Annotated in this window: 22 protein-coding genes and 1 tRNA gene; 14 read left to right on the forward strand and 9 right to left on the reverse strand. The window is 64.5% G+C overall.

What is annotated here, in order from left to right; genetic code table 11:
- Both AC1L6K_RS03575 and AC1L6K_RS03580 read left to right on the forward strand, forming a co-directional pair.
- A complete protein-coding gene (locus tag AC1L6K_RS03575) occupies nucleotides 1-528 on the forward strand; it encodes an N-acetyltransferase family protein (protein WP_480951362.1) in 528 nt (175 codons plus the stop codon).
- 46 nt (nucleotides 529-574) lie between these two features.
- Nucleotides 575-1444: a spermidine synthase gene (locus AC1L6K_RS03580; protein WP_480951363.1), complete on the forward strand. Its 870-nt coding sequence runs from the start codon at nucleotides 575-577 to the stop codon at nucleotides 1442-1444.
- A 3-nt stretch (nucleotides 1445-1447) separates the two neighbouring features.
- On the opposite strand, the gene AC1L6K_RS03585 is transcribed toward AC1L6K_RS03580, so the two are convergent.
- Nucleotides 1448-2890 carry an amino acid permease gene (locus AC1L6K_RS03585; protein ID WP_480951364.1) on the reverse strand — a complete coding sequence of 481 codons (1443 nt, stop codon included), beginning with the start codon at nucleotides 2888-2890 and terminating at the stop codon, nucleotides 1448-1450.
- Nucleotides 2891-3082: 192 nt separating this feature from the next.
- Here AC1L6K_RS03585 and AC1L6K_RS03590 point away from each other — a divergent pair, with 192 nt between their 5' ends.
- Both AC1L6K_RS03590 and hutH read left to right on the forward strand, forming a co-directional pair.
- The gene (locus AC1L6K_RS03590; protein WP_480951365.1) at nucleotides 3083-3928 is read left to right on the forward strand and encodes an IclR family transcriptional regulator; all 846 of its coding nucleotides are present in this window, start codon (nucleotides 3083-3085) and stop codon (nucleotides 3926-3928) included.
- Nucleotides 3929-4135: 207 nt separating this feature from the next.
- On the forward strand, nucleotides 4136-5707 hold the full coding sequence (hutH, locus tag AC1L6K_RS03595) for a histidine ammonia-lyase (RefSeq protein WP_480951366.1): 1572 nt from the start codon (nucleotides 4136-4138) through the stop codon (nucleotides 5705-5707).
- Between the two features lie 192 nt (nucleotides 5708-5899).
- Here hutH and AC1L6K_RS03600 read toward each other — a convergent pair whose 3' ends face one another.
- A complete protein-coding gene (locus AC1L6K_RS03600; protein WP_480951367.1) occupies nucleotides 5900-6211 on the reverse strand; it encodes an ArsR/SmtB family transcription factor in 312 nt (103 codons plus the stop codon).
- Nucleotides 6212-6315: 104 nt separating this feature from the next.
- Here AC1L6K_RS03600 and AC1L6K_RS03605 point away from each other — a divergent pair, with 104 nt between their 5' ends.
- From AC1L6K_RS03605 to AC1L6K_RS03620, 4 genes are all read left to right on the forward strand, one after another.
- Nucleotides 6316-7407 (forward strand): NADH:flavin oxidoreductase/NADH oxidase, encoded by a 1092-nt coding sequence (locus AC1L6K_RS03605; protein ID WP_480951368.1) that lies wholly within the window; start codon nucleotides 6316-6318, stop codon nucleotides 7405-7407.
- 51 nt (nucleotides 7408-7458) lie between these two features.
- Nucleotides 7459-8127, forward strand: coding sequence for an SDR family oxidoreductase (locus AC1L6K_RS03610; protein ID WP_480951369.1), 669 nt, complete (start codon nucleotides 7459-7461; stop codon nucleotides 8125-8127).
- Nucleotides 8128-8246: 119 nt separating this feature from the next.
- Complete coding sequence (locus AC1L6K_RS03615; protein ID WP_480951370.1) at nucleotides 8247-9977, forward strand: ABC transporter ATP-binding protein; 1731 nt, start codon at nucleotides 8247-8249, stop codon at nucleotides 9975-9977.
- Nucleotides 9977-12007: an ABC transporter ATP-binding protein gene (locus AC1L6K_RS03620; RefSeq protein ID WP_480951371.1), complete on the forward strand. Its 2031-nt coding sequence runs from the start codon at nucleotides 9977-9979 to the stop codon at nucleotides 12005-12007. Before AC1L6K_RS03615 ends, AC1L6K_RS03620 begins: the two co-directional genes overlap by 1 nt.
- Before the next feature lie 123 nt (nucleotides 12008-12130).
- Here AC1L6K_RS03620 and hutG read toward each other — a convergent pair whose 3' ends face one another.
- Complete coding sequence (gene hutG, locus AC1L6K_RS03625) at nucleotides 12131-13084, reverse strand: formimidoylglutamase (RefSeq protein ID WP_480952687.1); 954 nt, start codon at nucleotides 13082-13084, stop codon at nucleotides 12131-12133.
- Nucleotides 13085-13500: 416 nt separating this feature from the next.
- Between hutG and AC1L6K_RS03630 the strand changes: the two genes are divergently transcribed.
- The 3 genes from AC1L6K_RS03630 to AC1L6K_RS03640 are packed head-to-tail and all read left to right on the forward strand — an operon-like array spanning nucleotide 13501 to nucleotide 16166.
- A complete protein-coding gene (locus AC1L6K_RS03630) occupies nucleotides 13501-14406 on the forward strand; it encodes an ABC transporter substrate-binding protein (RefSeq protein ID WP_480951372.1) in 906 nt (301 codons plus the stop codon).
- A gap of 3 nt (nucleotides 14407-14409) precedes the next feature.
- Nucleotides 14410-15402, forward strand: a complete 993-nt coding sequence (locus tag AC1L6K_RS03635; protein WP_480951373.1) for an amino acid ABC transporter permease — start codon at nucleotides 14410-14412, stop codon at nucleotides 15400-15402.
- On the forward strand, nucleotides 15399-16166 hold the full coding sequence (locus tag AC1L6K_RS03640; RefSeq protein ID WP_480951374.1) for an amino acid ABC transporter ATP-binding protein: 768 nt from the start codon (nucleotides 15399-15401) through the stop codon (nucleotides 16164-16166). The genes AC1L6K_RS03635 and AC1L6K_RS03640 overlap by 4 nt, the downstream gene beginning before the upstream one ends.
- A gap of 136 nt (nucleotides 16167-16302) precedes the next feature.
- On the opposite strand, the gene AC1L6K_RS03645 is transcribed toward AC1L6K_RS03640, so the two are convergent.
- Complete coding sequence (locus AC1L6K_RS03645) at nucleotides 16303-17757, reverse strand: NCS2 family permease (protein WP_480951375.1); 1455 nt, start codon at nucleotides 17755-17757, stop codon at nucleotides 16303-16305.
- A 320-nt stretch (nucleotides 17758-18077) separates the two neighbouring features.
- On the opposite strand from AC1L6K_RS03645, the gene AC1L6K_RS03650 reads away from it, so the two are divergent.
- Entirely contained in the window at nucleotides 18078-18605 is a 528-nt protein-coding gene (locus AC1L6K_RS03650; protein ID WP_480952688.1) for a copper resistance CopC family protein, read from the forward strand.
- Nucleotides 18606-18686: 81 nt separating this feature from the next.
- On the opposite strand, the gene AC1L6K_RS03655 is transcribed toward AC1L6K_RS03650, so the two are convergent.
- The 3 genes from AC1L6K_RS03655 to AC1L6K_RS03665 form a co-directional block, all read right to left on the reverse strand.
- Nucleotides 18687-19310, reverse strand: coding sequence for an FAD-binding protein (locus tag AC1L6K_RS03655; protein WP_480951376.1), 624 nt, complete (start codon nucleotides 19308-19310; stop codon nucleotides 18687-18689).
- A gap of 74 nt (nucleotides 19311-19384) precedes the next feature.
- Nucleotides 19385-20704 carry a D-arabinono-1,4-lactone oxidase gene (locus AC1L6K_RS03660; protein ID WP_480951377.1) on the reverse strand — a complete coding sequence of 440 codons (1320 nt, stop codon included), beginning with the start codon at nucleotides 20702-20704 and terminating at the stop codon, nucleotides 19385-19387.
- On the reverse strand, nucleotides 20701-21999 hold the full coding sequence (locus AC1L6K_RS03665) for a type III PLP-dependent enzyme domain-containing protein (protein WP_480951378.1): 1299 nt from the start codon (nucleotides 21997-21999) through the stop codon (nucleotides 20701-20703). The genes AC1L6K_RS03660 and AC1L6K_RS03665 overlap by 4 nt, the downstream gene beginning before the upstream one ends.
- A gap of 210 nt (nucleotides 22000-22209) precedes the next feature.
- Between AC1L6K_RS03665 and AC1L6K_RS03670 the strand changes: the two genes are divergently transcribed.
- Nucleotides 22210-23214, forward strand: a complete 1005-nt coding sequence (locus tag AC1L6K_RS03670) for a universal stress protein (protein WP_480951379.1) — start codon at nucleotides 22210-22212, stop codon at nucleotides 23212-23214.
- 126 nt (nucleotides 23215-23340) lie between these two features.
- Here AC1L6K_RS03670 and AC1L6K_RS03675 read toward each other — a convergent pair whose 3' ends face one another.
- Nucleotides 23341-24834 carry a C40 family peptidase gene (locus AC1L6K_RS03675; RefSeq protein ID WP_480951380.1) on the reverse strand — a complete coding sequence of 498 codons (1494 nt, stop codon included), beginning with the start codon at nucleotides 24832-24834 and terminating at the stop codon, nucleotides 23341-23343.
- A 164-nt stretch (nucleotides 24835-24998) separates the two neighbouring features.
- Entirely contained in the window at nucleotides 24999-25406 is a 408-nt protein-coding gene (locus tag AC1L6K_RS03680; RefSeq protein WP_480951381.1) for a metallopeptidase family protein, read from the reverse strand.
- Between the two features lie 217 nt (nucleotides 25407-25623).
- Between AC1L6K_RS03680 and AC1L6K_RS03685 the strand changes: the two genes are divergently transcribed.
- Nucleotides 25624-25696, forward strand: a tRNA-Glu gene (locus tag AC1L6K_RS03685).
- The last annotated feature ends 43 nt before the right edge of the window (nucleotides 25697-25739 follow it).

Below are 25739 nucleotides of genomic sequence, written 5' to 3' on the forward strand. Positions count from 1 at the left end.
ATGAACATTTCCCTGCGTCCCGCCACGCCTGAAGACGCCGAAGCGGTGATGCGCCTGCACCTGCGCTGTCACGAGGAGGCGTATGGCAGGCACCTGCCACCGGAGTTCTTTGAGATGCGCCGCAAGACGCTTCCTGCGCGGGTGGAGAGTTTCCGCGGCAACGTTCTGGCCGGACGCATTCCCATACTGGCATACGACGGCGATGGGCTGCTCGGTGTGGCAGGCGCCGGTCCCGCGCGGGACAACGATGCGCCGACGGCCCTGGAACTGCACTGGATTTACACACTGGCCCGCGTTCACGGCAGCGGGGCCGGGCAGCTGCTGCTCGACGCGGCCATCGGTGCGGATGCGGCCTTCCTTTGGGTCCTGGAAGACAACCCGCGCGCTCAGGCCTTTTATGCCAAGAATGGTTTTGTTGCGGACGGGGCCCGGAAGCTGATGCCGCCAGAGTGGCACAAGCTGCCCGAGGTCCGGATGGTCCGGGCCGCGGTTGGGCCGGAGGTTCCCTCGGCTACGCTGGCAGGGTGAACATTTTGCCGTGCACCTTCGTCCGTCAACCTGCTGAGCTGTCCTGATGGGCCGCAAGCGTGTGCCCAAAAAAGGTGCTGTTGACGTTGCTGTATCGATGGGCGGCACCAAGGGGCCCGTGGCCGGTTCTTTCGAAACAGACACCGGCACGGCAGTGCTGTTCCCCGACGGCGGCGGCTCCGAGGGCTGGCTGCTCATCCTCAACGGGGTGCAGAGCTCCCACGTCCACCTGGACGATCCCCTGCGCCTGGACTTTGAGTACATGCGTTGGATCGTGGCGCTGGTGGAAGACCGCTGGGCGCCCGCAGAGAAGTTGCGCACACTGAGCCTTGGCGGCGCCGCCTGCTCCATGCCGCGCTACCTTGTGGCCGCCTACCCGAACTCCCGCAACGTGGTGGTGGAGATCGACGGCAAGCTCGCCGACTATGTCCGCGACTGGTTTGACCTGCCCCGTGCACCCCTGCTGAAAATCCGTGTGGGCGAGGCCCGCGAGGTCACCGAATCGCTGAGCGAGGCCAGCCGGGACCTCATCATCCGCGACGTCTTTGCCGGGTCCGAGACCCCGTTTGCGCTGACCACTGCCGAGTTCACGGCTGCCGCCAAGAAGGTGCTTGTCCCCGGCGGCGTCTACGTTGTGAACTGCGGCGATTCCGCTGCCCTGACTACCGCGCGGCGTGAGGCGGCCACGATTGCCGCTGCGTTTGAACACACCGTCATCATTGCCGACCCGCCCATGCTCAAGGGGCGGCGTTCCGGCAACATCATCATCGCCGGCAGCGACTCGCCCCTGGGCGACGGTGCCGGCCTGCCGCGGGTCCTGCTTGGCGGGGCCATGCCCGCCCAGCTCTGGGACGATGCCAAGGTCCGCCACTTCGGCCGCACTGCCCTGGTGCTTAGCGACGCCGCACCGGAGTAGCGGCTATTTGCTGACGATTGCTTCCGGCACCTGGTTGGCCCCGGCGGCAGGCGGGGTTTCATCGACAAGGTCGGGCCGCCGCCGTCCGTCACCACGGACCCACAGCCGAAACGCAACAGTCAGCAGCACCAGCCACGCGGCGCCGACGTACAGGGCCACGCGGGTGTCCGGGTAGACGCCCAGCAGCACGATGATGCCCAGCATGAACACGCCGGTCAGGATCGAGGCGAGCGGCCAGAACGGGACAGGGAACGCCGACGGCGCGAGACCGTTGCGGGCGATCTCGCGCTTCATGGCCACGTGCGAGGCGAGGATCATGATCCACACCCACACGGTCGCGAACGTGGCGATGGAGGCGATGAGCAGGAACACGTCCTCGGGGATTGTGGCGTTCAGGACCACACCCACCAGCAGCACCCCTGTCATGAGCATGACAGTCATCCACGGCACGCCGCGCCGGGAGACGCGGCCAAAGACGGCCGGCGCGTGGCCCTGCTGGGACAGGCCGAACAGCACGCGGCCGGCACCGAAAATGTCGGAGTTGATCGCCGAAAGCGCCGCCGTGATGACGACCGCGTTCAGGATGTGCGCGGCCAGCGGGATGCCGAGCGAATCAAAAATCTGCACGAACGGACTGGTCTCGCCGGTGATTTCGTTCCACGGGACCAGGCTCATGAGCACACCAAGCGTCAGTACGTAGAACAGCAGGATGCGCAGCGGGACGGTGTTGACGGCTGCCGGGATGGACTTGCCGGGGTTCTCGGCCTCCCCGGCTGTCACGCCGATGGTTTCGATGCCGCCGAAGGCAAACATGACAACGGCGAACGCGGCCAGCAGCCCCACCCAGCCGTTCGGCATGAATCCGTCGTTGTTGACGAGGTTGCCCAGGCCGGAGGCGGCTTGTGCACCTTCCATCTGGAAGCCGAACACGATGATGGCGGCGCCGCCGGCGATCATGGCGATGATTGCTGAAACCTTGACGAGCGTGAACCAGAATTCCAGTTCGCCAAACACCTTCACGCTGAGCAGGTTGACGGCGGCCAGGAAGAAAATGATGGCCAGCACCCAGATCCAGCGGGGCACGTCCTGGAACCAAAAGCCCATGTAGATGCTGAAGGCGGTGACGTCGGCGATGGCAACGATGGCCATTTCAAAGACATATGTCCAGCCGGTAATGAATCCGGCGAGCGGGCCGAGGTAGCGGCTGGCATACTGGCCAAAGGAGCCTGAGACGGGGTGGCGCACGGCCAATTCGCCCAAGGCGCGCATGACCATGAACACGGCCGCGCCGGCGATGATGTATGCCAGCAGAACTGCGGGGCCGGCCTTCTGGATGGCGCTCGAGGAGCCGTAGAACAAGCCGGTTCCGATGGCAGAGCCCAACGCCATGAAGCGGATGTGACGGGCGTTCAAGCCACGGGTCAGGACAGGTCGCTTGGAGTTCATGCGTGAGCTTTCTAACACTGCGTGCCGGGTGGGCTGCGCCACAGGTGGCGCATGTTGGGTGGCGGGGATCACTCTTGTGGGTGCTTTTGGGCCGTTTTGGTGGTGCTGCACCTGCAGAATCCGGTATTTCAGACTGGAATATTCTATAGTGTGGGCACAGTGATTGCGATGCCGGAACTATCCTGAGGTGCCATGACAAATCCCGAACGGACTTCTGCCGCCGTTGCGCCTGCCGCAGTTGCGCCTGCCCGGCCGTCCAAGGTGCCGTCCAAGGTGCCGGCTGCGGAAAACACCTTGCGCATTCTGAAGTTGCTCTCGTCAAAGCGGGGGCCGCTGGCGGCGTCGACCATTGCCACGACACTGGACCTTCCACGCTCCAGCGTCTACCACCTGCTGGGCGTCATGGAGCAAAGCGGCTTTGTCATGCACCTGCACGAAGAACAGCGATACGGACTCGGCGTCGCAGCCTTTGAGCTCAGCAGCGCCTACTCACGGCAGGAGCCACTGTCCCGCCTGGGCCGGCCATTGCTGGCCGCGCTGGTGGACAAGGTGGGTGAAAGCGCCCACTTGGCCGTCATGCACGGCCGCGATGTCCTCTACATTGTCGAAGAGCGCGCCAAGAACCGCCCCTCCCTCGTGACCGACGTCGGGGTGCGGCTGCCCAGCCACCTCACGGCCAGCGGCCGCGCAATCCTGGCCGCCCTGCCCAAGTCCCAGGTCAGGGCGCTGTACCCCAATGCCGCGGCATTCAGTTCGCTGGTGGAGGTGCCAAACCCGATTTCCAAGTACTCGACACTGTCCGCGCACCTCGACCAGGTCCGGATCCGCGGCTACTCCACAGAGCACGGTGAGGTCACTGACGGATTTGGTTCCGTCGCCGCGGCCGTCACCGACCACCTCGGGTGGCCCGTTGCCGCCGTGGCTGTGACATTTTTGGAAGAAAAGGTGCCGGTTGAGAAGTGGCCGGATCTGGCCCGGCGCGTTGAGAAAGTGGCCAAGGACCTGTCTGTGCGGATTTACGGCCGCCGCGAAGGATAATTCGAGCCTGCCGGCTCGTGAGGTATGGCGCTTTGGGCTGCTCAGCACCGCCTTAGCTCACGGCTCGGCGCAAACTATGGACGCAAGTCAGTTCACCCATGCCGTCATGTCTGGAATCCCGGACAGTGTGCCGTGCGTGGTGCTGAATTCGGCGCGGTTAAGCGGGATAGTGGGAACCAAGAGCACCGCAACAAAAAGGATTCCACCATGACCGCCGCCGTACTGTCCCAAGAAGTAACCCTCTCTTCCTCAGGCGTCACGCCCGACGATGTCATCGCCGTCGCCCGCCACAATGCCAAGGTGGCGATCAGCGCCGAGGCGCTGGCCGGCGTCGAACGGGTCAGGGAACATATTGAAAAGCTGGCGCACTCCGAGACTCCCGCCTACGGCATCTCCACCGGATTTGGCGCCCTGGCCAACCGGCACATCCCGGCGGACATGCGCACCCAGCTGCAAAAGTCGCTCATCCGCAGCCACTCCGCCGGCATGGGCCCGGCCGTGGAACGCGAGGTCGTGCGGGCGCTGATGTTCCTGCGCGCCAAGACGCTTGCAAGCGGCCGGACCGGCGTGCGCCCCGTCGTGGTCCAGACCATGGTGGACGTGCTCAACGCCGGCATCACGCCAGTGGTCCGTGAATTCGGCTCGCTGGGCTGCTCCGGCGACCTCGCACCCCTCTCCCACTGCGCACTGGTACTCATGGGCGAGGGTGAGGCGGCCGGGCCGGACGGTGTCGTGAAACCCGTCCCCGAACTCCTCGCCGAGGCCGGCATCACGCCCATTGAACTCGCGGAAAAAGAAGGCCTGGCCCTGGTCAATGGCACCGACGGCATGCTCGGCATGCTGCTCATGGCCATCGCGGACCTGAAAATGCTGCTCACGACTGCGGACATCACCGCCGCGCTCAGCGTCGAGGGCCTGCTGGGCACCGACCAGGTGTTCGTGCCCGAACTGCACATGGAACTGCGTCCGCATCCCGGCCAGGCTGCCAGCGCCGACAACATGCTGCGCGTGCTCGCCAATTCGCCCATCGTGGCCTCGCACCGGGTGGGCGATTCCCGCGTGCAGGACGCCTATTCGCTGCGCTGTGCCCCGCAGGTTGCCGGCGCGGCCCGCGACACCGTGGACCACGCGCTCATGGTTGCCACCCGCGAGCTTGCTGCCGCGATCGACAACCCCGTGGTGCTGCCCGACGGCCGCGTCTCCTCCAACGGCAACTTCCACGGCGCCCCGGTGGCCTACGTGCTGGACTTCCTCGCGATCGTCTCCGCGGACGTCGCCTCCATCGCCGAGCGCCGCACCGACAGGATGCTTGACCCCGCCCGTTCGCACGGTTTGCCCGCCTTCCTGGCCGGAGATCCCGGTGTGGACTCGGGCCTGATGATCGCCCAGTACACGCAGGCAGGCCTCGTCTCGGATTCCAAGCGCCTGGCCGTGCCCGCCTCCGTGGACTCCATCCCCAGCTCCGCCATGCAGGAGGACCATGTGTCCATGGGTTGGCACGCCGCCCGCAAGCTGCGTCGCTCGGTTGAAAATCTGCGCCGCGTCCTGGCCATTGAACTGGTCACCGCAAGCCGTGCCATCGACATGCGCACTGCCATGTCCGACGGCGCACTGGTCCCCGGGCCGGCCGGCGCCGCTGTGATTGAGGTGCTTCGGGCGACGGTCCAAGGTCCGGGCTCGGACAGGTTCCTCTCGCCCGAGCTCGAGGAAGCAGACCGCCTCGTGGGCACCGGCGCCATCCGTGCGGCAGCCGAGCAGGCGACAGGACCGCTTCACTAGTCCCCACGCCCTCCCACCGCTCGTACCTCGCGGCGGGGCCCTCGGGCGTGTGGGCCCACCACGCCCTCCCACCGCTCGTACCTCGCGGCGGGGCCCTCGGGCGTGTGGGCCCACCACGCCCTCCCACCGCTCGCAAGCTCGCGGCGGGGCCCTCGGGCGTGTGGGCCCACCACGCCCTCCCCAAGCGGTCCCTCAGGCTGCCGCGAGGACGGCGTCGAGCAGCCCGGGGAACCGCACTTTCAAGTCGGCGGTGCGGAGGCTGTTGAGAATCTTCGTCCCTTGATACTGCTGGGAGATCACGCCAGCCTCGCGCAGCACCCGGAAATGGTGTGTGGAGGTGGACTTGCTTACAGGCAGTTCGAACGCGATGCACGCCTGGTCGTCGTGGCCGCTGGCCAGTTGCGCCACGATCGTGCGCCTAACCGGATCGGCCAGGGCGGACAGGACGGTGTCCAGATTCATCTGCGCGGGAGTGGGATGCTCAAGGCTGCGTGCAGGACCCATGGTGTGTTGCGCTCCTTTGCGAGGCGTTTGCTTGTACGAGTTTCATCATACTACGATGGGCCTCGTACTAAGAATATGATGTGCCAACTTTGGGAGATCCCCGCATGACTGAGCTGTTCGAGCCCCTGACCGTCCGTGGAACCACCATCCCGAACCGCGTCTGGATGTCCCCGATGTGCACCTATTCGGCACTCTCCGAAGGCCCGGACGTGGCAGCGCCAAACGATTTCCACCTGGCCCACTACGCCGCCCGCGCCGCTGGCGGAGTTGGACTTGCCATGGTGGAAGCCACCGGCGTGGTGCCCGAAGGGCGCATCTCCCCCTACGACCTCGGACTCTGGGACGATTCCCAGATCCCGGCCCACCGCAGGCTGGCCAACGCCATCGCGAATGCTGGCGCGGTGCCCGGGATCCAGCTGGCCCACGCCGGGCGCAAGGCCTCGATGGAGCGCCCGTGGCTTGGCGGCGGCCCCATCGCGGCGGATGCAGGCGGCTGGCCCGTCCTCGGACCCAGCGCGATTGCCTTCCCGGGGTATCCGGAACCTGCAGCCATGACAGTGGCGGACATCGAGAACGTGGTTGCGGCCTGGGCGAACGCGGCCCGGCGCGCGCAGGAGGCCGGCTACGAAGTGGTTGAAATCCATGCAGCCCATGGCTACCTGCTGCACTCCTTCCTGTCGCCACTGAGCAACAACCGCACGGACAACTATGGCGGCAGCCTGGAAAACCGGGCCCGCATCGTCCTTGAGGTGCTCGACGCCGTACGCAGCGTTTGGCCCGAGGACAAGCCTGTGTTCCTGCGGATCTCCACCACAGACTGGGTGGCTGAGGACGCCGAAGACGGCAGGGAGGCGTGGGAGCTGGAGGATTCAATCGTGCTTTCGCGCTTGGCGCGTGAGCATGGCGCAGACTTGATCGACGCCTCCTCGGGAGCCTTGGTTCCGGCCAAGATTCCGCACCGGGAGGATTACCAAACCCGGAACGCCGCAGAGTTGAGGGCCGCAAGCGGAACGCTGGTGGCCGCCGTCGGACGCATTGGTGATCCCGCAGTTGCCCGGGAACTGCTGGCCAACGGCTCCGCCGACGCCGTGTTCATCGGCCGGGCCCTGTTGCGGGACGCCTCGTGGGCGAACAACGCCGCGTCCGCCCTGGGGGCCAGGGGCCGCTTCATTCCGCAATACGACTACGCAGTCTAAACCGCAGTCCAAGCTGCGGGAATCCACATTCTTACAACGGAAAGGCACAAGATGCGAGTATTTCAGATTGGCGCGGCCGGCGGGGTCGGTGCACGGCTGGCCGGCATCCTGCACGCACGAGGAGACGAATCCAGCGGCATGCACCGCAACCCGGCACAGGCTGACGTGGTCCTGGCCACCGGAGCCACCCCGGTGCTGGGCGACCTCATCGCGGACAGCGTGGGTGAGTTGGCGGAGAAGATGCGCGGGCACGACGCCGTGGTCTTTTCCGCCGGGGCCCACGGCACGGGCATGGACCAGACAACGCTGATCGATGGCAAGGGTTTGGAGAAGTCAGCAGACGCTGCAGTTCTTGCAGGCGTTTCACGGTTCATCCTTGTCTCGGCCTTTCCCGAATCGGAACGGGACGCGGGCCTGGGCGCCGGGTACGAACACTACATGCGCGTCAAGAAGCAGGCCGACGTGTATTTGGCCCACACGGACCTCGACTGGCTCATCGTCCGGCCCGGAATGCTCAGCAATGATCCCGGGGACGGGTTTGTCGCCGCGGGCCCGGCCATTGAGTACGGGGTGGTCCGGCGGGACAATGTGGCGGCATTCCTTGGCGCCGTGCTCCAGGAGCCGCAGCTGAACCGGGCCATCGTGGAGCTCACCGACGGCGACGTGCCGGTGCGGGAGGCAGCGTCGGGGCTGGTCCGGGAGGGTCGAAAACACCTCTGATGCCGGGGCGGCGACAGGACCATTTGGGAACTGTTTTTCGCTGTTGCCAGACCGGGGCGGGGCGTGCATAATGTTCGAAGATAACTAAACTTCAAACATCTATTCGAATCGGACCCCCCGTGAAACTTTTCCGGCTGGCCATCAGCCATGCGCGGCCCTATTGGGCGTGGGTTGTTGCCGTCCTGGTCCTGCAGCTCATTTCCACCCTTGCAGCCCTGTACCTGCCCAGCCTCAACGCCCAGATCATCGACCAGGGCGTAGCCAAGGGTGACACCGACTTCATCTGGGCAACGGGCGTCACCATGATAATCGTCTGCTTCGTGCAGGTTGCCGCCGCGATTGGCGGCATCTACTTTGGCGCCCGCACGGCCATGGCCATCGGACGCGACCTGCGCCGCGAGGTGTATTACCGGGTCAACGCCCTGGGCGCCCTGGACGTCAGCCGCTTTGGCACGGCCACGCTGATCACCCGCAACACCAACGACGTCCAGCAGGTGCAGATGCTGGTGCTGATGGCGCTGAACTTCATGGTGTCAACCCCGATCATGTGCATCGGCGGGATCGTGATGGCCCTGCGCGAAGACGCCGGGCTGTCCTGGCTGCTGTGGGTTTCGGTGCCCCTGCTGTTCATTGTGGTGGGCTTCCTGGTGGTGCGGCTGCTGCCGCTGTTCCGGGAAATGCAGGACCGGATCGACACCGTCAACGGGGTGCTGCGCGAACAAATTGTCGGCATCAGGGTCATTCGAGCGTTTGTTCGAGAGAACTACGAAGCTGAACGCTACCGCGACGCCAACCTGAAGCTGACCCGCGTATCGGTGCGGGTCGGCAACCTGTTTGTGCTCATGTTCCCGGTGATCATGATGATCCTGCATCTGGCCACGGCCGCCGTGCTGTGGTTTGGCGGCCAGCGCGTGGATGCCGGGCAGATGCAGATTGGCTCCCTGACGGCGTTCCTGCAGTACCTGCTGCAGATCCTCGTGGCCGTGATGATGGGCGTCTTCATGGTCATGATGATTCCCCGCGCGGCCATCTCGGCCGAACGCCTCGATGACGTGCTGACAGCAGAACCCAGCCTCGTCGTTCCGCAGGGCACCGCATCACCCGAGAGCCACGCCGTCGAATTTTCAGCGGTTTCCTTTGGCTACCCCGGCGCCGAACGCCCGGTCTTGAACAACGTGAGCTTCACCGCCCGCCAAGGACAGACGACGGCGATCGTCGGCTCAACCGGTTCGGGCAAGTCCACCCTGCTGAACCTGATCCCGCGGCTTTTCGACCCGCAGGACGGCACGGTGCGCATTGGCGGCGTGGATGTCAGTGAGCTCAGCCGGCCGCAAATGGCGAAACTGGTGGGCTTGGTCCCGCAGAAACCGTACCTGTTCTCGGGGACCGTGGCCTCCAACCTGAAATTTGGCCGCCCCGAGGCCGACGACGACGAGCTGTGGGAGGCGCTGCGCGTCGCCCAGGCAAAGGATTTTGTGGGGGAGAAGCCCAAGCAGCTCGACACCCCCATCGCCCAGGGCGGCACCAACGTTTCAGGCGGGCAGCGGCAACGGCTGTGCATCGCCCGGGCGCTGGCCTCGCGTCCGCGGATCTTCCTGTTCGACGATTCCTTCTCGGCCCTTGACTTGGCCACCGACAAGCGGCTGCGTGAATCCCTGCATGCGGCCACCACGGGTGCAACAGTGATCATCGTGGCCCAGCGCATCTCAACCATCAGGGAGGCGGACCACATCATTGTGCTGGACAACGGCGAAATCGTGGGCTCCGGCACGCATGATGAATTGCTGGAAGACAACGACACGTACCGCGAAATTGTTGAATCGCAGCTGAGCATTGAGGGAGTCGCCTGATGGCGGGCAAGAGCAAGGCCACGAAGTCCTCCCAGCAGGCGCCGGAGATCGACACCATTGACGAGGAACTCGTCCCCGAGTACAAGCCCTCCGAGGCTGACGGGGACATGTTTGGCGGGGCGCCCGCAAAGAAGGCCGAACATTTCTGGCCCTCGGTGAAACGACTCGTAGGCCTGGTGCGCCCCGAGCGTGTCATGTTCTCGGTCGTGATCGCCCTGGTGGCCGCCTCCGTGGTCCTGACAGTCATTGCGCCCAAGATCCTCGGTGCTGCCATGGACGTCATCTTCAACGGCGTGATTGGTTCGCAGCTGCCGGCCGGCGTGCCGCTGGAGACGGTCGTGGCAGGACTGCGCTCCGAGGGCAACACGCAGTTCGCCGACATGCTGGCAAAGACGGACGTGGTCCCCGGCGCAGGCATCGACTTTGCTGAACTGAGCCGGCTCATTGTCATTGTGCTGGCCCTGTACATGGTTGCGTCCACACTCATGTGGCTGCAGGGCTACCTGTTGAACGCGCTTGTCATGCGGGTGGTGTTCCGCCTCCGTGAGGACATTGAGCGCAAGCTCAACCGCCTGCCGCTGGGCTACTTCGACACCCGGCAGCGCGGCGACTTGATGTCCCGGGTGACGAACGACGTCGACAATATCCAGGCCGCCCTGCAACAGGCCTTCTCACAATTGGTGCAATCCGCCCTGACGGTCATTGGCATTGGCGTGATGATGTTCATCGTCTCCTGGCAGCTGGCCTTGATCGCCCTCATCGCACTGCCGCTGTCGGCAGTGATTGCCGGCGTGATTGGCACGCGCTCGCAGAAACTCTTTGCCGCGCAGTGGAAGCACACCGGATCCCTCAACGGACACATCGAAGAGACGTTCTCGGGCCTTGAACTGGTCCGCGCCTACGGCCGTGACGAGGAGATGCTGGCCGAGTTCGACGAGCGCAACGAACACCTGTTCAAGGCCGCCTTCGGTGCACAGTTTGTCTCGGGCATGATCATGCCGGCCATGCAGTTCGTCTCCTACCTCTCCTACGTGCTGGTCGCCGTCGTCGGTGGCGTGCGCGTGGCAACCGGCGGGATGACCCTGGGCGACGCCACGGCGTTCATCCAGTATTCGCGCGAGTTCTCCCAACCCATTGGTGAGATGGCGGGCATTGCCAACATGATCCAGTCCGGCGTGGCATCGGCCGAGCGGACCTTTGAAATCCTCGACGCCGACGAGCAGGAAGCCGAAGAGGACTCGGAGCTGCTGCCCGAGCGGACCGACGGCCACGTGCGCTTTGAAGACGTGGCGTTTAGCTACGATCCGGAAACACCGCTCATCACCGACGTTTCCTTCACGGTGGAACCGGGACAGACAGTTGCCATTGTCGGTCCAACGGGCGCCGGCAAGACCACGCTCGTGAACCTTGTCATGCGCTTTTACGAGGTCACCGGCGGGCGGATCCTGCTCGACGGCGTCGACACCCGCGCGCTGTCCCGCGAACAGGTCAGGTCCCAGGTGGGCATGGTGCTCCAGGACGCCTGGTTGTTTGAGGGCACCATCCGCGAGAACATCCGCTACGGGCGCCTCGATGCCACCGACGAGGAGATCGTTGCGGCGGCCGAGGCCACCATGGTTGACAGGTTCGTCCGGCAGCTGCCCGACGGCTACGACACGGTGATCGACGCCGACGGCGGCACGGTCTCGGCCGGTGAGCGGCAGCTGCTCACCATCGCCCGCGCCTTCATTGCCCAGCCGTCGCTGTTGATCCTGGACGAAGCCACGTCCTCGGTGGACACCCGCACGGAGCTGCTGGTCCAGCACGCCATGGCGGCACTGCGCACGGACAGGACCTCGTTTGTCATTGCGCACAGGCTCTCCACCATCCGCGACGCCCACGCCATCCTGGTCATGGAGGACGGCGACATTGTCGAACACGGCACACACGAGGAGCTTCTCACCCGCCGCGGCGCCTACTACCGGCTCTACATGACCCAGTTCCAGGGCGGCCACGACCTGGATGACGAGGTCGCCGCCGAGGTCCATTAGCCGCCCCCTCGCATCTGCCCCGGCGAAGCCCCCACCATCTGCCCCGCAGAAGTGGTTGCTGAATCAACCGTAAATGGCTGATTCGGCAACCACTTCTGCGGCTCAGTTCGTTAAGGGCCGGGGTTAGCGCAGCAGGGTGTCGATCAGGCGGGCTGCGACCTTGGCCGTGCGGTTGTCGATGTCGAAGGCCGGGTTCAGCTCCGCGACGTCAAAGTGGAACAGCTTCCCGCTCGCGGCCACCTGGCGGCACACGGCGGCGATCACCGACAGCGAAACCCCGTAGGCTGCCGGGGCGCTGACCCCGGGAGCCGTAGCAGCCGGCAGCACGTCGAGGTCAATGGTCAGGTACACAATGTCCACGGTCTCCAGAAATGAGTCCACAAACCCGTGCGTGCGCTCCGCTGAACAATCCTCGTCCAGCAAATACTTCACGTCCAGGCCATGGGCGGTGTCAAAGAGTGCGCGCGTGTTGTTCGGCTCACTGATGCCGACGACGGCGTAATTGAGTTCCCGGCCCGCGGCCGCCTCGGCGCGGGCCATCTGCAGGAACGGCGTGCCTGAGCTGGGTGCCGGGGCGTCGCGCAGGTCAAAGTGGGCGTCCAGGTTCAGCACGCCGAGCCGGGCGCCGTTGGCAACGGCCGCGGTGCCGGCCACGCCAAGGTAGCTGGCAAAAGCGGTTTCGTGGCCGCCGCCGAGGACAAAGGTGAGCTGTCCGGCGTCGAGCATTGTGGTCAGGGCGGCACCTGCGCGGGCCTGGCCGGCCTCGAGGGCGTCGGCGGAAACCACAATGTCACCGGCGTCGGTGACGGCCCGGGACCCGTGGAAGGCCAGCGTGCCAAGGGCCGTGCGGATGGCGGCGGGGCCGGTTGCGGCGCCCGTCCGGCCGTGATTGCGCAGCACCCCGGCGTCGGAGCAAAAGCCGATGAGGGCGGCGGGGCCGGGCAGCGACGCGTCCAGCGACGGTGCGGCGGGGCTGCCCACGGCCTGCCACCAACGGCGGAGGGAGGGGTCGTCGCCGTCGTCCCTGCCGGCCCAGGCAGAGGGGGGAGCGTCCATGGCGAGCTGGGTAAAGTCCATGCTTCCAGACAACAACACGACGCCGCCGAATGCCAGCCGGATGCGCCATTGGCCGTCTGGCATGGCAGACACCCAACTGCAAACTCGATTCGGGAGGGGGAGGAATCCAGTCGGGCCTCACACCGCGGTTCCCCTGATTACTGGAATTAATTGTGATCCACGGGCTGCCGTCGCCGTTCCGCAGGGAGTGGCAGGGAGGAACATTGACGCGGCGGGGCGTACGGCCGGCCGGGCGTACCTGTATGTTTAGGTCATCGGGGCGCCCGGTGTGAGTCAGGCAACAGTCTCAGGGCCAAGGCGCCGCAAGCTCGATGACCGTTGTGGTCGTTTCAGTTATCGCCATCCAACCAAGTTGTGCCAGTTCGCTGACTCCGATGTGGATCCAGTGACTCACAATAACAACTTAAGGATTCCCCATGCGCCCCATTTACGCATTACCCGCCGCAGTTGCGGTTCTCGCCCTGATGCTGACGGGCTGCGTTGACAACAGCGAGCCCACCCCCGGTGGCGGCAGCTCATCGTCAGCGGCGGACAGCGTGACAATCAAGAAGAACGATGCCATCGCCGCGGAGCTGCCGGAGAAGATCAAGAGCGCCGGAGTCCTCAATGTGGGGATGGCCAACAACTACCCGCCCAACGAATTCAAGGACGCCAACGGGAAGCCTGCAGGGTGGTCGGTGGATTTGACCAATGCCCTGGGCCAGGTATTGGGCCTGAAGGTCAATTTCGACATTGGCACGTTCGACAACATCCTGCCGTCGATCAACGGCGGCAAGGATGACATGGGCATGTCGTCCTTCACGGACACCCTCGAGCGCGAAAAGCAGGTCGACTTCATCAACTACTACTCGGCCGGCATCCAGTGGGCGTCCCAAGTGGGAAAGACGGTTGACCCCAACAACGCCTGCGGCCTCAAGGTGGCGGTGCAGGCCACAACCTACGAGGACACGCACGAGGTCCCCGCGAAGTCCAAGGCCTGCACGGATGCCGGGAAGCCCGCCATCGAGATCTTCAAATATGATGCGCAGGATCAGGCAACCAACGCCCTGATTGTGGGACAGGTTGACGCCATGAGCGCCGACTCGCCGGTCACCCTGTACGCGATCTCGAAGACGGAGAAGAAACTTCAGACTGCCGGCGACGCCTTCGAGGTGGCACCTTACGGCATTCCCGTCGCCAAGGACTCGGCCTTCACACCGGTCCTGCAGAAGGCCCTGCAATCCCTCATCGATGACGGTTCCTACACCAAGATCCTTGAGAAGTGGGGCGTGGAAAGCGGCGGCGTGGAGACGGCCGCCATCAATGTGGCTGCGAAGGGTTAACCCGTGACGAATCCCCAGGGGCATGGCGGTACATCAGCGGAGAGTGAACCGCTGGCCGCCGAACAGGAGGGGGAGGCCATCAAGGCTGTCCCGCTGCGCCACCCGTGGCGTGTCCTGATCGCGGTCCTCCTGGTCTTGATGCTGGCTGTTTTTGTCATCGATGCAGCCCAACGCGAAGACTTCGGCTGGGCCAATGTTGGCAAATACATTTTCGACAAAAGAATCAGCCAGGCTGCACTGGTCACGCTGCAGCTGACGATTTATGCCATGGTCATCGCCATCGTCCTGGGCCTGTTGCTGGCCATCATGAGGCTCTCACCGAACCCTGTGGTCAAAAGCGTCGCATGGCTGTACATCTGGATCTTTCGCGGGACGCCCGTCTATGTCCAGCTGGTGTTTTGGGGAATCGTTGCACTGATCTATCCGGTTCTCACCGTCGGCGTGCCGTTCATGACACCGTGGGTCTCCTTTGAGAACGATATCTTCACCAACCTTTTCGTCACAGCTGTCATTGGCCTCGCGCTCAACGAGGCCGCCTACATGTCCGAAATTGTCCGCGCGGGCCTGCTTTCCGTCGATGAGGGCCAGGAGGAAGCATCGCGGGCGCTGGCGATGTCGTGGGGCCAGACGATGCGTTTTGTCGTCGTTCCGCAGGCGATGCGCATCATCATCCCACCCACCGGCAACGAGGTCATCTCGATGCTCAAGACCACATCCCTCGTCGCGGCCATCCCGCTGAGCATCGACCTGTACGGAGTGTCGCGCGGCATCTCAGCCGTGACGTTTACGCCGGTGCCGCTGCTGATTGTGGCATCGATGTGGTACCTGCTGTTCACGTCGATACTCATGGTCGGCCAGCACTTCATTGAAAAGCGGTTTGCCCGCGGTTCCGGTCAGCGGAAGGCGGAAAAGTCGGCCCATCCGCGCGGGCCGCTGCCAGCTGCGGCGGACATCACGAACATTCGTGTGGAGAACAAAACGGAGGGCAAGCAATGAGCGGCACACCCATGGTGCACGCGGACCGCGTGTCCAAGAGTTTCGGCTCAAACAAGGTGCTCAGAAGCATCAGCCTGACAGTCGAGCCCGGTGAGGTGCTGTGCCTTGTGGGGCCCAGCGGTTCGGGCAAGTCGACGTTTCTGCGCTGCATCAACCACCTGGAACGTGTGGACGCGGGCCGGCTTTCCGTTGACGGGCAGCTGGTTGGATACCGCCAGAAGGGTGAAAAGCTCTATGAGCTCAGGCCCAAGGAAGCGTCCTTCCAACGGCGCGAAATCGGCATGGTCTTCCAGCGCTTCAACCTCTTTCCGCACCTGACTGCGTTGGAGAACATCATTCAGGCGCCCATGAGGGTAAAGGGAATACCGAAAGCGAAGGCGACCAAGCGTGCCATCGAGCTGATGGAACGGGTGGGCCTCAGCGACAAGGCCAGCCATTACCCGGCCCACTTGTCCGGCGGCCAGCAGCAGCGGGTGGCCATCGCCCGTGCCTTGGCGATGGATCCCAAACTGATGCTCTTTGACGAGCCCACCAGTGCACTCGACCCCGAACTCGTGGGGGAGGTGCTGGACGTCATGAAGGAACTGGCCAGCACCGGCATGACCATGATCGTGGTGACGCACGAGATGGGCTTCGCACGGGAAGTGGCCGATTCGCTGGTCTTCATGGACGGAGGCGTCGTGGTGGAATCAGGCAACCCGCGGGAGGTGCTTGCCAACCCGCAGCATGAACGGACCAGGGCGTTCCTTTCCAAGGTGCTCTGATCCTTCCTGGCAGCATACGGAGTCTGGCATGGGGCCCCTTAACTAAATCGAGTTTGCAGCTGTTGGACCGAAGTCCCGAAAAATCGGGTAAATCGGTCCACCAACTGCAAACTCGATGAAAAAGAGTGCGTGGGGGTTATCCGACGCCGAACAGCGCTTCCACGGTGCCGATGCCGAAGAACAGCAGGAACGCTGCCGCCACGGCCCACATCAAGGGGTGGATTTCCTTGGCGCGGCCCTGGAACAGGCGGATCAGCACGAAGGCGATGAAACCGGCGCCCAGACCGTTGGCGATGGAGTAGGTGAACGGCATGAGGGTGAACGTCAGGAACGCCGGGATGCCGATGCCCCAGTCGGACCAGTCGATCTTGCCGACCTGGGAGACCATCATGAAGCCAACCACGACGAGCGCGGGCGCCACGGCTTCGAAGGGGACCAGCTTGATCAGCGGGGTGGCGAACATGGCCAGCAGCAGGAGCAGGCCGGTCACGACGGAAGCCAGGCCGGTGCGGGCGCCCTCGCCGATGCCGGCGCCGGACTCCACGTAGATCTGGTTGGAGGAGGCTGACGCGCCACCGCCGGCGATCGCGCCGAAGGCGTCAACCAGCAGAACCTTGTCGACGTCGGGGATGTTGCCGTCCTTGTCCATGGTGCCGGCCTCTGAAGCCAGCCCGACCATGGTGCCCATGGCGTCAAAGAAGATGCTCAGCAGGATCACAAATGCCAGCAGGATTGCAGCCAGTGCGCCCAGCTTGCTGAAGGCACCAAAGATGTTTACCTCACCGATCAGGGACAGATCGGGCCATGACCAGGCGGAAAGCTGCGGGGAAACCAGCGACCAGCCCTGCGGATTGTTCGTGGTGCCATCGAAGGACGGGCCGATGTGCAACGTCATTTCCAGGATGTTCGCCAGAAGGGTTGAGACCAGGATACCGATCAAGATGGCGCCCTTGACCTTGCGGACCACCAGGCCGATCGTCAGGACCAGACCAATAACAAACACCAGGGTGGGCCAGCCCATGAGCTTGCCGTCGAAGCCGAGGCCCACGGGAACAGTGGTTCCGGCAACATCCGGGATGCGGCGCACAAAGCCGGCGTTGACCAGGCCGATGAGGGCGATGAACATGCCGATGCCCACCACGATGGCGGTTTTCAGCCCCTCCGGGACGGCCTTGAACACTGCCGTACGGAAGCCGGTCAGCACCAGAATGAACATCGTGACGCCGGAGAGCACCACCAGACCCATGACATCAGGCCACGTCAGTCCCGGGTTGGTGGCGACGGTGACCGCGATGAAGGCATTGACTCCCAAGCCGGCGGCCATGGCGAAGGGGTGCTTCGCCCAAGCGCCCATCAGGATGGTCAGGATGCCGGCCACGAATGCGGTGACGGCGGCAACGCGTTCCAGCCCGAGCGCCTCGCCGGAGGAGTCCGCGCCGCCCAGGATCAGCGGGTTCAGCACCACGATGTAGCTCATCGCGAAGAACGTGGCGAAGCCGCCGCGAATCTCCCGGGAGTAGTTTGAGCCACGCTCGGTGATCATGAAGTACTTGTCGACCGCTGACAGCCTGACGTCCGTTTTGGTAGCCATAAAGAGCCCTCCGGGCAAAGTGAAATGTAAATTGGTTATTCGAGCAAATACTAGCCGGTATTGGAGTGGGACAGTTGGGCGGGCAAGTCAGCCTTTCCTCTTTGGTTCAAGTACGACGGCGGGACCCCGCCACGTCCTCGGCACGTCACCAAACGCCGCCGTTCTCCGGGAATTCCCATGATTCTGGGATATCGTGAGGTGGCTTCCCTCCATCGACCAAAGGAATTCCCGCTGTGAAGAGTCCCGCAAGTTCTCGACCCGGTGAGACGAACACGACACCGGCAAAGCTCGTGCGACGTGCTTTGGCAGGGTTATTGGCTGTGCTGCTTTTGCTGCTTGGATCATCCACGGCGGCCTTGGCACATGACTCGCTCACGGGCACTTCGCCGGCGGATGGTGCAACCGTGGAGAGTGTTCCGGAGACGATTGAAATCAGTATGAGCAACACCCCGGCGGTGATTGGCTCGCAGGTTTTGGTCGTTGACGAGGCGGGCACCAACTGGGCTGCCGGTGATGTGGGTGTTTTGGACAAGGTGGCCACCCAGGGGGTTCGTCCCGGTGCACCGGCCGGAAAATACACCGTGAAATGGCGTCTGGTGTCCTCCGACTCCCACCCGATTGAGGGCGAGTTCAACTTCACGGCAACAGCCGCTGCGACCGGCACGGCAGGCGCGGGCGTGGGTGCCGGCCCCGTGGCCTCGGTTCAGCCCCAGCCGGAGGCCGCCCAGGAACCGGTCCAGGACGAAAGCGCCGTGCCGTGGAGCGTGCTTGGCTTGGCTGCCGTGCTGCTGGGACTGGTGGTCGCGCTGGTGGTGGTGGCCCGCCGTCGTCTGGGCCGCGAAGACTAGGCACGCAGCCGGAGTGCGGCCGCCGGCACCCCGTACGAGGGCCGGTGCCTGTCATCCCTGCGCCTGCCAGCCCAGCGGCTGTTAGGCCGGCGCTGGCACTAAATCCGTTTCGCGGGCCGCAATGCGGGCGGAGATCGACTTGCCCGCACGCTTGGCCTGATGCAATATTTCCTGCGTGGTGGGCACGGCAAGATCGCCCACCCCCACCAGGTACAGGCCCAGGGCATGCATGCCGGAGCGTACATCGGTGGCGGTCGTGACGCCGACACTGTTCAGCACGCGGCGCAACTGGCTCAATGCGCCGCGGGTGAACACAACGCTGTGTGCGCTCAGGGTCCCTGTCGCCGTGTGCACACGCCACTGGCGGTGCGGTGAAACACTGTGGCGTGCCCGGGTCAGCTCCAGGGCCTGGGTTTCCGGGCGGATGTCAAGACTGTGGCGTCGGGCGTAGTGCTCAAGCAGCCGCACAATTTCGCTGCGCTCACTGAGGGCGTCCAGGCTGATCCCGCCAGTGGTGGGCTGCAGCGGTGTGGACTGCTTCAAGGGGCAGAAGCTGTCCACAACTATTGCCTCGATGCCCTGCCTGTTGAGCTCGGCAGCCACTGCCAGCGCGGAGAAGCCTGAACCAATCACAATGGTGGTGGTCTTCTCTGGTGCTGAAGACGGGACTGCCGGGGGTGTGGCAGTCAAAGTCGCAGCAATCATGGCAAATGCCTCCACGAACGGTAGGAGAACTGGCGGGTGCACATTCGCGGGCGCGGCTGTGCTTTCACGAAGTATCAGGGCAGTACCCGGTCCAGGTAGGAGTTATTGAACACCCTTATGGGATCGAGAACATCTCGAACCTTACAGAACTTTTCAAGGTCTGGGTAGAGCTGCATAAACTCCTTCGAATGGAGAAAGTGCCACTTGCCCCAATGCGGACGCCCGGCGTGGGAGCGGAAGATTTCCTCGGCTGCCCTGAAGTACTCAAGGTGCCCGGATTTGATGTGCTGGTGGATGGCTATGTAACCGCTTTGGCGGTTGCTTGCGGTGGACAGGGCAATGTCATCGGCGCCCGTACTGCGGACCTCCACGGGGAATGAAATCTGCAGCCCGCGGCGTTTGATCATCGCATTGAGTTCCCGCAGTGCCTCGGGGATGCGCTCCAGCGGCAGCGCATATTCCATCTCCCTGAAGCGCACTGTCCGCCGGGTGGCAAACACCTTGTGGGAGGCGTCGCCGAACTCCCTGTTGCCGGTCAATTTGGCAGCCAGCCTGTTGACGCCGGGAATCATTGCGGGCACCTTGCCCGTGACATTGCACAGGGCAGAAAACAGGGCGTTTGAAACGAGGACGGCGTCCACCAGGTGAGAGGTTTTCGACAGCGGGGCCACGCCCGGAGGGAGCGCGCCCAGCGGGTGGCGGGTGTTGGTTTTGGTCAGTGCGACGTCGGTGTGCGGAAACCAGTAAAACTCAAAGTGGTCGCGGCTGGCATTGCGTTCGGCCAGGGTCGCCAGGACGTCCGCCAGCGGTTCGGGGCGCTCGACGGCGTGCAGCATGAACGCGTCAACGCATTGCAGGGTGACGGCGGTGATGATGCCCAAGGCGCCGAGTCCCACCCGTGCGACAGCGAACACGTCGGCATTCTCCGTGGCTGAGCACTGCAGCACCTCTCCGGTTCCGGTCACCAGGGTCAAGGCCCGCACCTGGGTGGCGATGCCGCCAAATTTCAGCCCGGTGCCGTGTGTTCCGGTGGAGATCGCCCCGGCGATTGACTGCGCGTCGATATCGCCGAGGTTCTCCATTGCCAGCCCATACGGTTGCAGCAGGGCAGGAATCTCATGCAGGCGGGTGCCACCGGCCAAGGTTGCCAGTTTGGCGTCGCGGTCCACAGCCAGGAGGCCGCTGAGGCCGTCAAGGCGCAGCTGGACTCCGTCGGTCAGGGCAATGCCAGTGAAACTGTGGCCGGCCCCCACCGCCTTGAGTGTGCTGCCGGTGGCTGCAGCGGCCGCCACCAGGGTCGAGACGTCAGCGACGGTGCTCGGCCGCGCCACGGTGCGGGGACGGCAACGCTGGTCCCCGGCCCAATTGCTCCACTCACCCTGCAAGCCGCTCATACAAACGCCTTCCCTTCCCCGCGATAGGTGGGCGCCCTGCCCGCCCTCCGGCCGCCGTCGAGCATCTCCAGGGCGTCCACATGTTCACAGATCTCGCCTGACTTGGCATGCCTGAACCAGACCTTGTCGCCAATGCGCAGCTGTGCGGCAGCCAAACCGCGCAGGGGTGTCTGGACCTCGCCGGCGCCCTCGGTGCCGATCGTGGACAGCCCGGCCGGGTGCACCGGCACCGGGGACCTGTCCGGGCCGGCGGGCCCCGAGGCAATCCATCCGCCGCCAAGCACCGTGACAACGTCGGGTGCGGGCCGCCTGACAACCGGCACAGCAAAGCCCACTGCCGGGGCCGGGGTGAAGCGTGAATAGCCGTCAAACAAGGTGGGACCGAACAAGCCTGAACCGGCTGCCAGTTCGGTCACCGAAGCATCGGCGGTGGTGAGTTCAAGGCTGCCGGTCCCGCCGCCGTTGACGAATTCCAGGTCGACGATGTTGCGCACAGCGGCCACGACGTTGGCACGGCGGTGGGTGATTTCTGCCATGGAGGAACGCTGCATCCCCTGAAGGAGGGCGGACTTTGCCGCGTCCGCAACCTTGTTTGCGGTGTGCGGGGAGTCCTGGAGCCCCGCAATCTGCGCTTCGTAGGCCATGATGCCAACCAAGGTGAACAGTGGTTCCGAACCATGCCTGTAACGCTCGATCGCCAGGGCCACGGCAATGGCGTCAGCGCCGGTGCGCACGGGCGAGCGGTACACGCCGATGTGGCCCAGGGCCCGGCCGCGCACCGACGGCCGCCACGCCGCATCAAGATCCAGGCAGAGCCGGATGGGCGCGGCCGGCGCCAGCTCCGCCAGCGTTGCCGCCATCCACTGCAGCTGTTCCTCGGAATCAACCATCAAGGTGACACGGGCGCAGGCGACAGGGTCGGCGGCCAGGGCCCGCAGCGCAGGCCCGTCAGCAGTTGGATAGGCAACCACAATGTCGGTAAACGCATTGGAGGGATCACTTGCAAGCCACAGGGCTTCAGGCAGGGTGAAACCCAGGATGCCGGCAAATCCGGGGTGGTCCAGCACGGCACGCAGCACGTCCTTGCTGCGGATCGACTTGCTGGCCACGCGGATGGGCTTTCCTGCGGCGCGGCGCAGCAGTGAGCCGGCGTTGAAGGAAAGCGCCTCAATGTCCAATACGGCCACGGGTGCGGCGAGTTCCGCACACGCGGCATCGGCAGCGGCCCAGATGCCGGCCGGGGCCTGTCCGCCCAGGCGTCCGCGGGCGAGGAATGGTTCAAGCAGCTCCAACATTGCAACCTACTTTTCAACGGGGTTTCCGGTCCCAACTCTGCCATAAGCCGGGCGATCTTGGGCAAGGTGCCGGTGCGCGACTTCCGGGCCGCGCCGTGGCGCAACTTGACGTGCCAAGCCGAACCCGCAATAGTCGCAAGTACAGGCCGCGAAGGGGAGGCGCCAAGGCGTTTCTGCACCCTCAGGCACACGAGCACCAGGAGGCGCAGCATGAGCAGCCCAGAGGAAACCCCGCAAGGCGCAATGCCCGAAAAAGTCCCCAGCCCCACTGGAATCGTGGTTGGCATCGACGGCTCGGAACAAGGCAACTGCGCCTTGATTTGGGCTGCGAGGGAAGCCAAGGCGCGCAAGATTCCGCTGCATTTGGTGACAGCGTACACAGTGCCCATTTTTGCCGCTTCGGGACTTGACGGCGGCTATGCCACGGTGGATGACGACGTCATCCGCCAGGGTGCCGAGGCCATCCTTCGCGAGGCGGCCGGCAGGGTTGCCCACCTGGACATCGAGATCGACGCGCGGGTTGAAAACGGCGACGCTGCCGGAGTGCTGCTGGAGCTCAGCGAAACCGCGGAACTGCTGGTTTTTGGTTCGCGTGGTCGCGGCGGCTTCATCGGCAGGCTTCTGGGCAGCGTCAGCACGGCACTGCCGGCACACGCCAAATGCCCCACTGTGACGGTGCCCCTGAGTTGTGCACCGCGCCTCGGGGACGGCCCCGAGGCCAAGGCCGCCGAATCCAAGATTGAAAAAGTCGTCACGGCCGGTGTGGACGGCTCGGACCAGGCCCGCTACGCCGTCCTGCTGGCCGCCGAGCAGGCAGAACGCTCGGGCTGCACCCTGCGGATTATTTGCGCCGTCCAGCCGTACACCGGATCCCTTGCCTGGATGCCGGCCCCCGTGGACCGTGAGGCATTGTTTTCCGAAATTCAGATCCAACTCGACGCCGGCGAAAAGTGGCTGCGCAGCCATTTCCCCAAGCTTCCGATCGAGGTCAGGCTTCTTGAAGGTTCGGCAGTTGACGCGCTGGTGTCGGCCTCGGAGACCTCCGAGCTGGTGGTCATGGGCACCCGCGGGCGCGGCGGCTTCGCGGGCATGATGCTCGGCTCAACCACGGACGGGGTGCGGCACCACGCCAAGGGTCCGATCATGGTGGTGCGGGACCGGGAAGACTCCCGCCAGGGCGACCGTTCCGCCTTTGGGCCGCTCCTGCAGGCCTGAGCGCCGAACATCATATAGAACGGCTGAGGCGCCGGTGTTCCATGGATTCCATGGTGCACCGGCGCCTCAGCCGTCGGCCCTCAACTGCTTTTACAGCCTCCGGCTCTTTCTGCCGGCTGAGCCCGGCTAGTACCTGGCCGCGTAGGGGTACAGGCTCATGCCGGACATATACGACAGCGGAGTGACCCCCAGGGGTTGCTGCTCATTCAACGCCTGGACCACCTCGTTGTTGCCGATGTAGATGGCAATGTGGCCGAACCGGCCGGTACCGTCGTCGTCGAAGACCAGCAGGTCCCCGTACCGCATCTCTGACAGGGGCACACGCGTCGGGGCCGCCCAGAACTGGTCGGTGCCCTGGCGTGGCACCGAAATGCCTGCAGCGGCAAACGCCTGCTGCACGAGCCCGGAGCAATCAAAGGCATTGGGACCGTTGCCGCCCCACTGGTAGGGGCTGCCAATCTTGGACATGGCGTAGTCAACCATGACCTGGATGTAGGATCCGGCTGGCGGAGCCACCGGCGGCGTTGTCGGTGCGGGTGCAGGCGCGGGTGCAGGCGCGGGTGCAGGAACTTCGGGTGCCGGCGCTGGCGCGGGAGCCTTGGGAGCGGGGGCTGGCGCCGGAACGGGGGCTTCGGGAACTGGAGCAGGAGCGGGTGCCGGGGCCGGAGCCTCGGGAGCTGGTGCCGGCGGGTTCGACGCGACCGGCCGGATCACCGGTTCCGGCTCTTCGGCCGGGGCCCTAACAGGTTCAGGGGCGTTGGCCGAGGCCTCGATTTGTTCCTTCAGGGCCGCTTCCTGTGCCTGCCTGGCCAGCTCATCTACTCGGGCGCCTTCCAAAGTGACGGAGGTGTTGTGCAGGGTTGCCAACCGTTGCAGCAGGACATCGCGCTGGGCCTGGTTTTCAGCCACGACGGCGGACTGTGCGTCGGCCGCTGACTGGGCCTTTGCGCGTGAGGCTTCTGCAGCGGCGATGGCTGCATTGGCTGCATTGCGGGACTCCACGGCGAGGGCATCCAATGCTGCGGAGGTCGCGGCAGACGCCTTGGCAGCGTCGAAAGTTTGTGCCCGGTTGGTGCTCAACGCCATGAGCGTCGTTGCCTGGTACATGGCGTCGTCGGCGTCGGAGCTGGTCAGGAAGCCTTGGACGCTGAGGTCGAGTCCGCCATTTTTATACAGACTGCCGGCCAGCTGCCCCAGCTGGCCCTGGGCCTCCTTGCTGGCGCCGGCAGCCTGATCAGACTTGGCCTTGGCGGTCTGTGCCTCAGCTTCCCGCTGTTCCAGCGTCACCAAGGCGTCGGTGTAGGAGCTGTTGGCGCCCATGGCGACAACGGTTGAGGCCTGCAACCTGTCGTTGGCGGAACTGATGATCGCATCGAGCTGTGTTGAAGCGGCTGCGGTGGCGGCCTCGGACTGCTTGGCCTTGGCGATGTCATCCTGGCTGGGAATGGCGGGACTGAACGGGTGCAGCGAGAACTGTTGCAGCGCCGTCGTGCTTAACGAGGCGGCGCCTAAAGGGGTGGATTGTGCCGGGGCCGCAAGGGCGGGGGAGAGGAATGCCGTTGAGGTCAGGACGGCACAGGCCAGTGCCGTTGTGCCGCGAACCAAATAACGCGTAGTCATCCATGTGCCTTACTGCAGATCGGTAGGTAAATGGCGCGTTGTTGCGGGGCGCGGGGCCGGGCAAGTACTCGCGTGCGCATTTACACAGCTGATCAGACCCTACGGCCCCGGGGAAGGCTTGGCAACACGGGTAACACCAGCAACTTGAATCACATTGGTGTCATTCATCCCCAGCCGAGTTCGTGCAGCCGCTCGTCGCTGATGCCGAAGTGGTGGGCGATCTCATGGACCACCGTCACGGTGATTTCATGGATGACTTCGTCGCGGCTGTGGCAGATTCCCAGGATGGGCCGGCGGTAGATGGTGATGCGGTCGGGCAGGGATCCTGATTCCCACCACGAGTCACGTTCGGTCAGCGGCGTGCCTTCATACAGTCCCAGCAGCACGGTGTCCGGGTCCTCGCCGGGGGCCGGGACGTAGTCGTCGGACGTGAAGATTGCCACATTGTCCATCTGTGCATGGATGTTTTCCGGGATTCTGGCGATGGCGGCCTGCACGGCGGCATCAAATTCATCCTCGTCCATGGTGAACGGGCCAAAGGACGGGATGCCGGCAAGGGGGTTTTCATGCATGCCCCCAGCCTAGTGAGGTGGCGTTGAAATGACCGGTTCGGGGCGGTTTCTAGGCAGTTTTGGGAGTTTGGCCGGTGCCTCGTCAGTCAATTTGGGGTGGCCCGGAGGAAGGTGGGGGATCGCCGTTTTGTGTTCTGGGGAAATAGGCCCTATAGTTTTTGGAGTCCACTTCAAACCGAAGCGCTGGAAACAACGCGGCGGTCTGAAGGATGACTAGGCCCCCATCGTCTAGCGGCCTAGGACACCGCCCTTTCACGGCGGCGGCACGGGTTCGAATCCCGTTGGGGGTACGTTGCGAGTGAATGGTAAACCGGCCAATAAAATGCTGGTACG

The organism is Specibacter sp. BI4 (assembly GCF_056680095.1).

Coding starts and splice junctions, on each gene's coding strand:
- AC1L6K_RS03575 (WP_480951362.1), top strand. CDS start 1: ATGAACATTTCCCTGCGTCCCGCCACGCCTGAAGACGCCGAAGCGGTG.
- AC1L6K_RS03580 (WP_480951363.1), top strand. CDS start 575: ATGGGCCGCAAGCGTGTGCCCAAAAAAGGTGCTGTTGACGTTGCTGTA.
- AC1L6K_RS03585 (WP_480951364.1), bottom strand. CDS start 2,890: ATGAACTCCAAGCGACCTGTCCTGACCCGTGGCTTGAACGCCCGTCAC.
- AC1L6K_RS03590 (WP_480951365.1), top strand. CDS start 3,083: ATGACAAATCCCGAACGGACTTCTGCCGCCGTTGCGCCTGCCGCAGTT.
- hutH (WP_480951366.1), top strand. CDS start 4,136: ATGACCGCCGCCGTACTGTCCCAAGAAGTAACCCTCTCTTCCTCAGGC.
- AC1L6K_RS03600 (WP_480951367.1), bottom strand. CDS start 6,211: ATGGGTCCTGCACGCAGCCTTGAGCATCCCACTCCCGCGCAGATGAAT.
- AC1L6K_RS03605 (WP_480951368.1), top strand. CDS start 6,316: ATGACTGAGCTGTTCGAGCCCCTGACCGTCCGTGGAACCACCATCCCG.
- AC1L6K_RS03610 (WP_480951369.1), top strand. CDS start 7,459: ATGCGAGTATTTCAGATTGGCGCGGCCGGCGGGGTCGGTGCACGGCTG.
- AC1L6K_RS03620 (WP_480951371.1), top strand. CDS start 9,977: ATGGCGGGCAAGAGCAAGGCCACGAAGTCCTCCCAGCAGGCGCCGGAG.
- hutG (WP_480952687.1), bottom strand. CDS start 13,084: ATGGACTTTACCCAGCTCGCCATGGACGCTCCCCCCTCTGCCTGGGCC.
- AC1L6K_RS03630 (WP_480951372.1), top strand. CDS start 13,501: ATGCGCCCCATTTACGCATTACCCGCCGCAGTTGCGGTTCTCGCCCTG.
- AC1L6K_RS03640 (WP_480951374.1), top strand. CDS start 15,399: ATGAGCGGCACACCCATGGTGCACGCGGACCGCGTGTCCAAGAGTTTC.
- AC1L6K_RS03645 (WP_480951375.1), bottom strand. CDS start 17,757: ATGGCTACCAAAACGGACGTCAGGCTGTCAGCGGTCGACAAGTACTTC.
- AC1L6K_RS03655 (WP_480951376.1), bottom strand. CDS start 19,310: ATGATTGCTGCGACTTTGACTGCCACACCCCCGGCAGTCCCGTCTTCA.
- AC1L6K_RS03660 (WP_480951377.1), bottom strand. CDS start 20,704: ATGAGCGGCTTGCAGGGTGAGTGGAGCAATTGGGCCGGGGACCAGCGT.
- AC1L6K_RS03665 (WP_480951378.1), bottom strand. CDS start 21,999: ATGTTGGAGCTGCTTGAACCATTCCTCGCCCGCGGACGCCTGGGCGGA.
- AC1L6K_RS03670 (WP_480951379.1), top strand. CDS start 22,210: ATGAGCAGCCCAGAGGAAACCCCGCAAGGCGCAATGCCCGAAAAAGTC.
- AC1L6K_RS03675 (WP_480951380.1), bottom strand. CDS start 24,834: ATGACTACGCGTTATTTGGTTCGCGGCACAACGGCACTGGCCTGTGCC.
- AC1L6K_RS03680 (WP_480951381.1), bottom strand. CDS start 25,406: ATGCATGAAAACCCCCTTGCCGGCATCCCGTCCTTTGGCCCGTTCACC.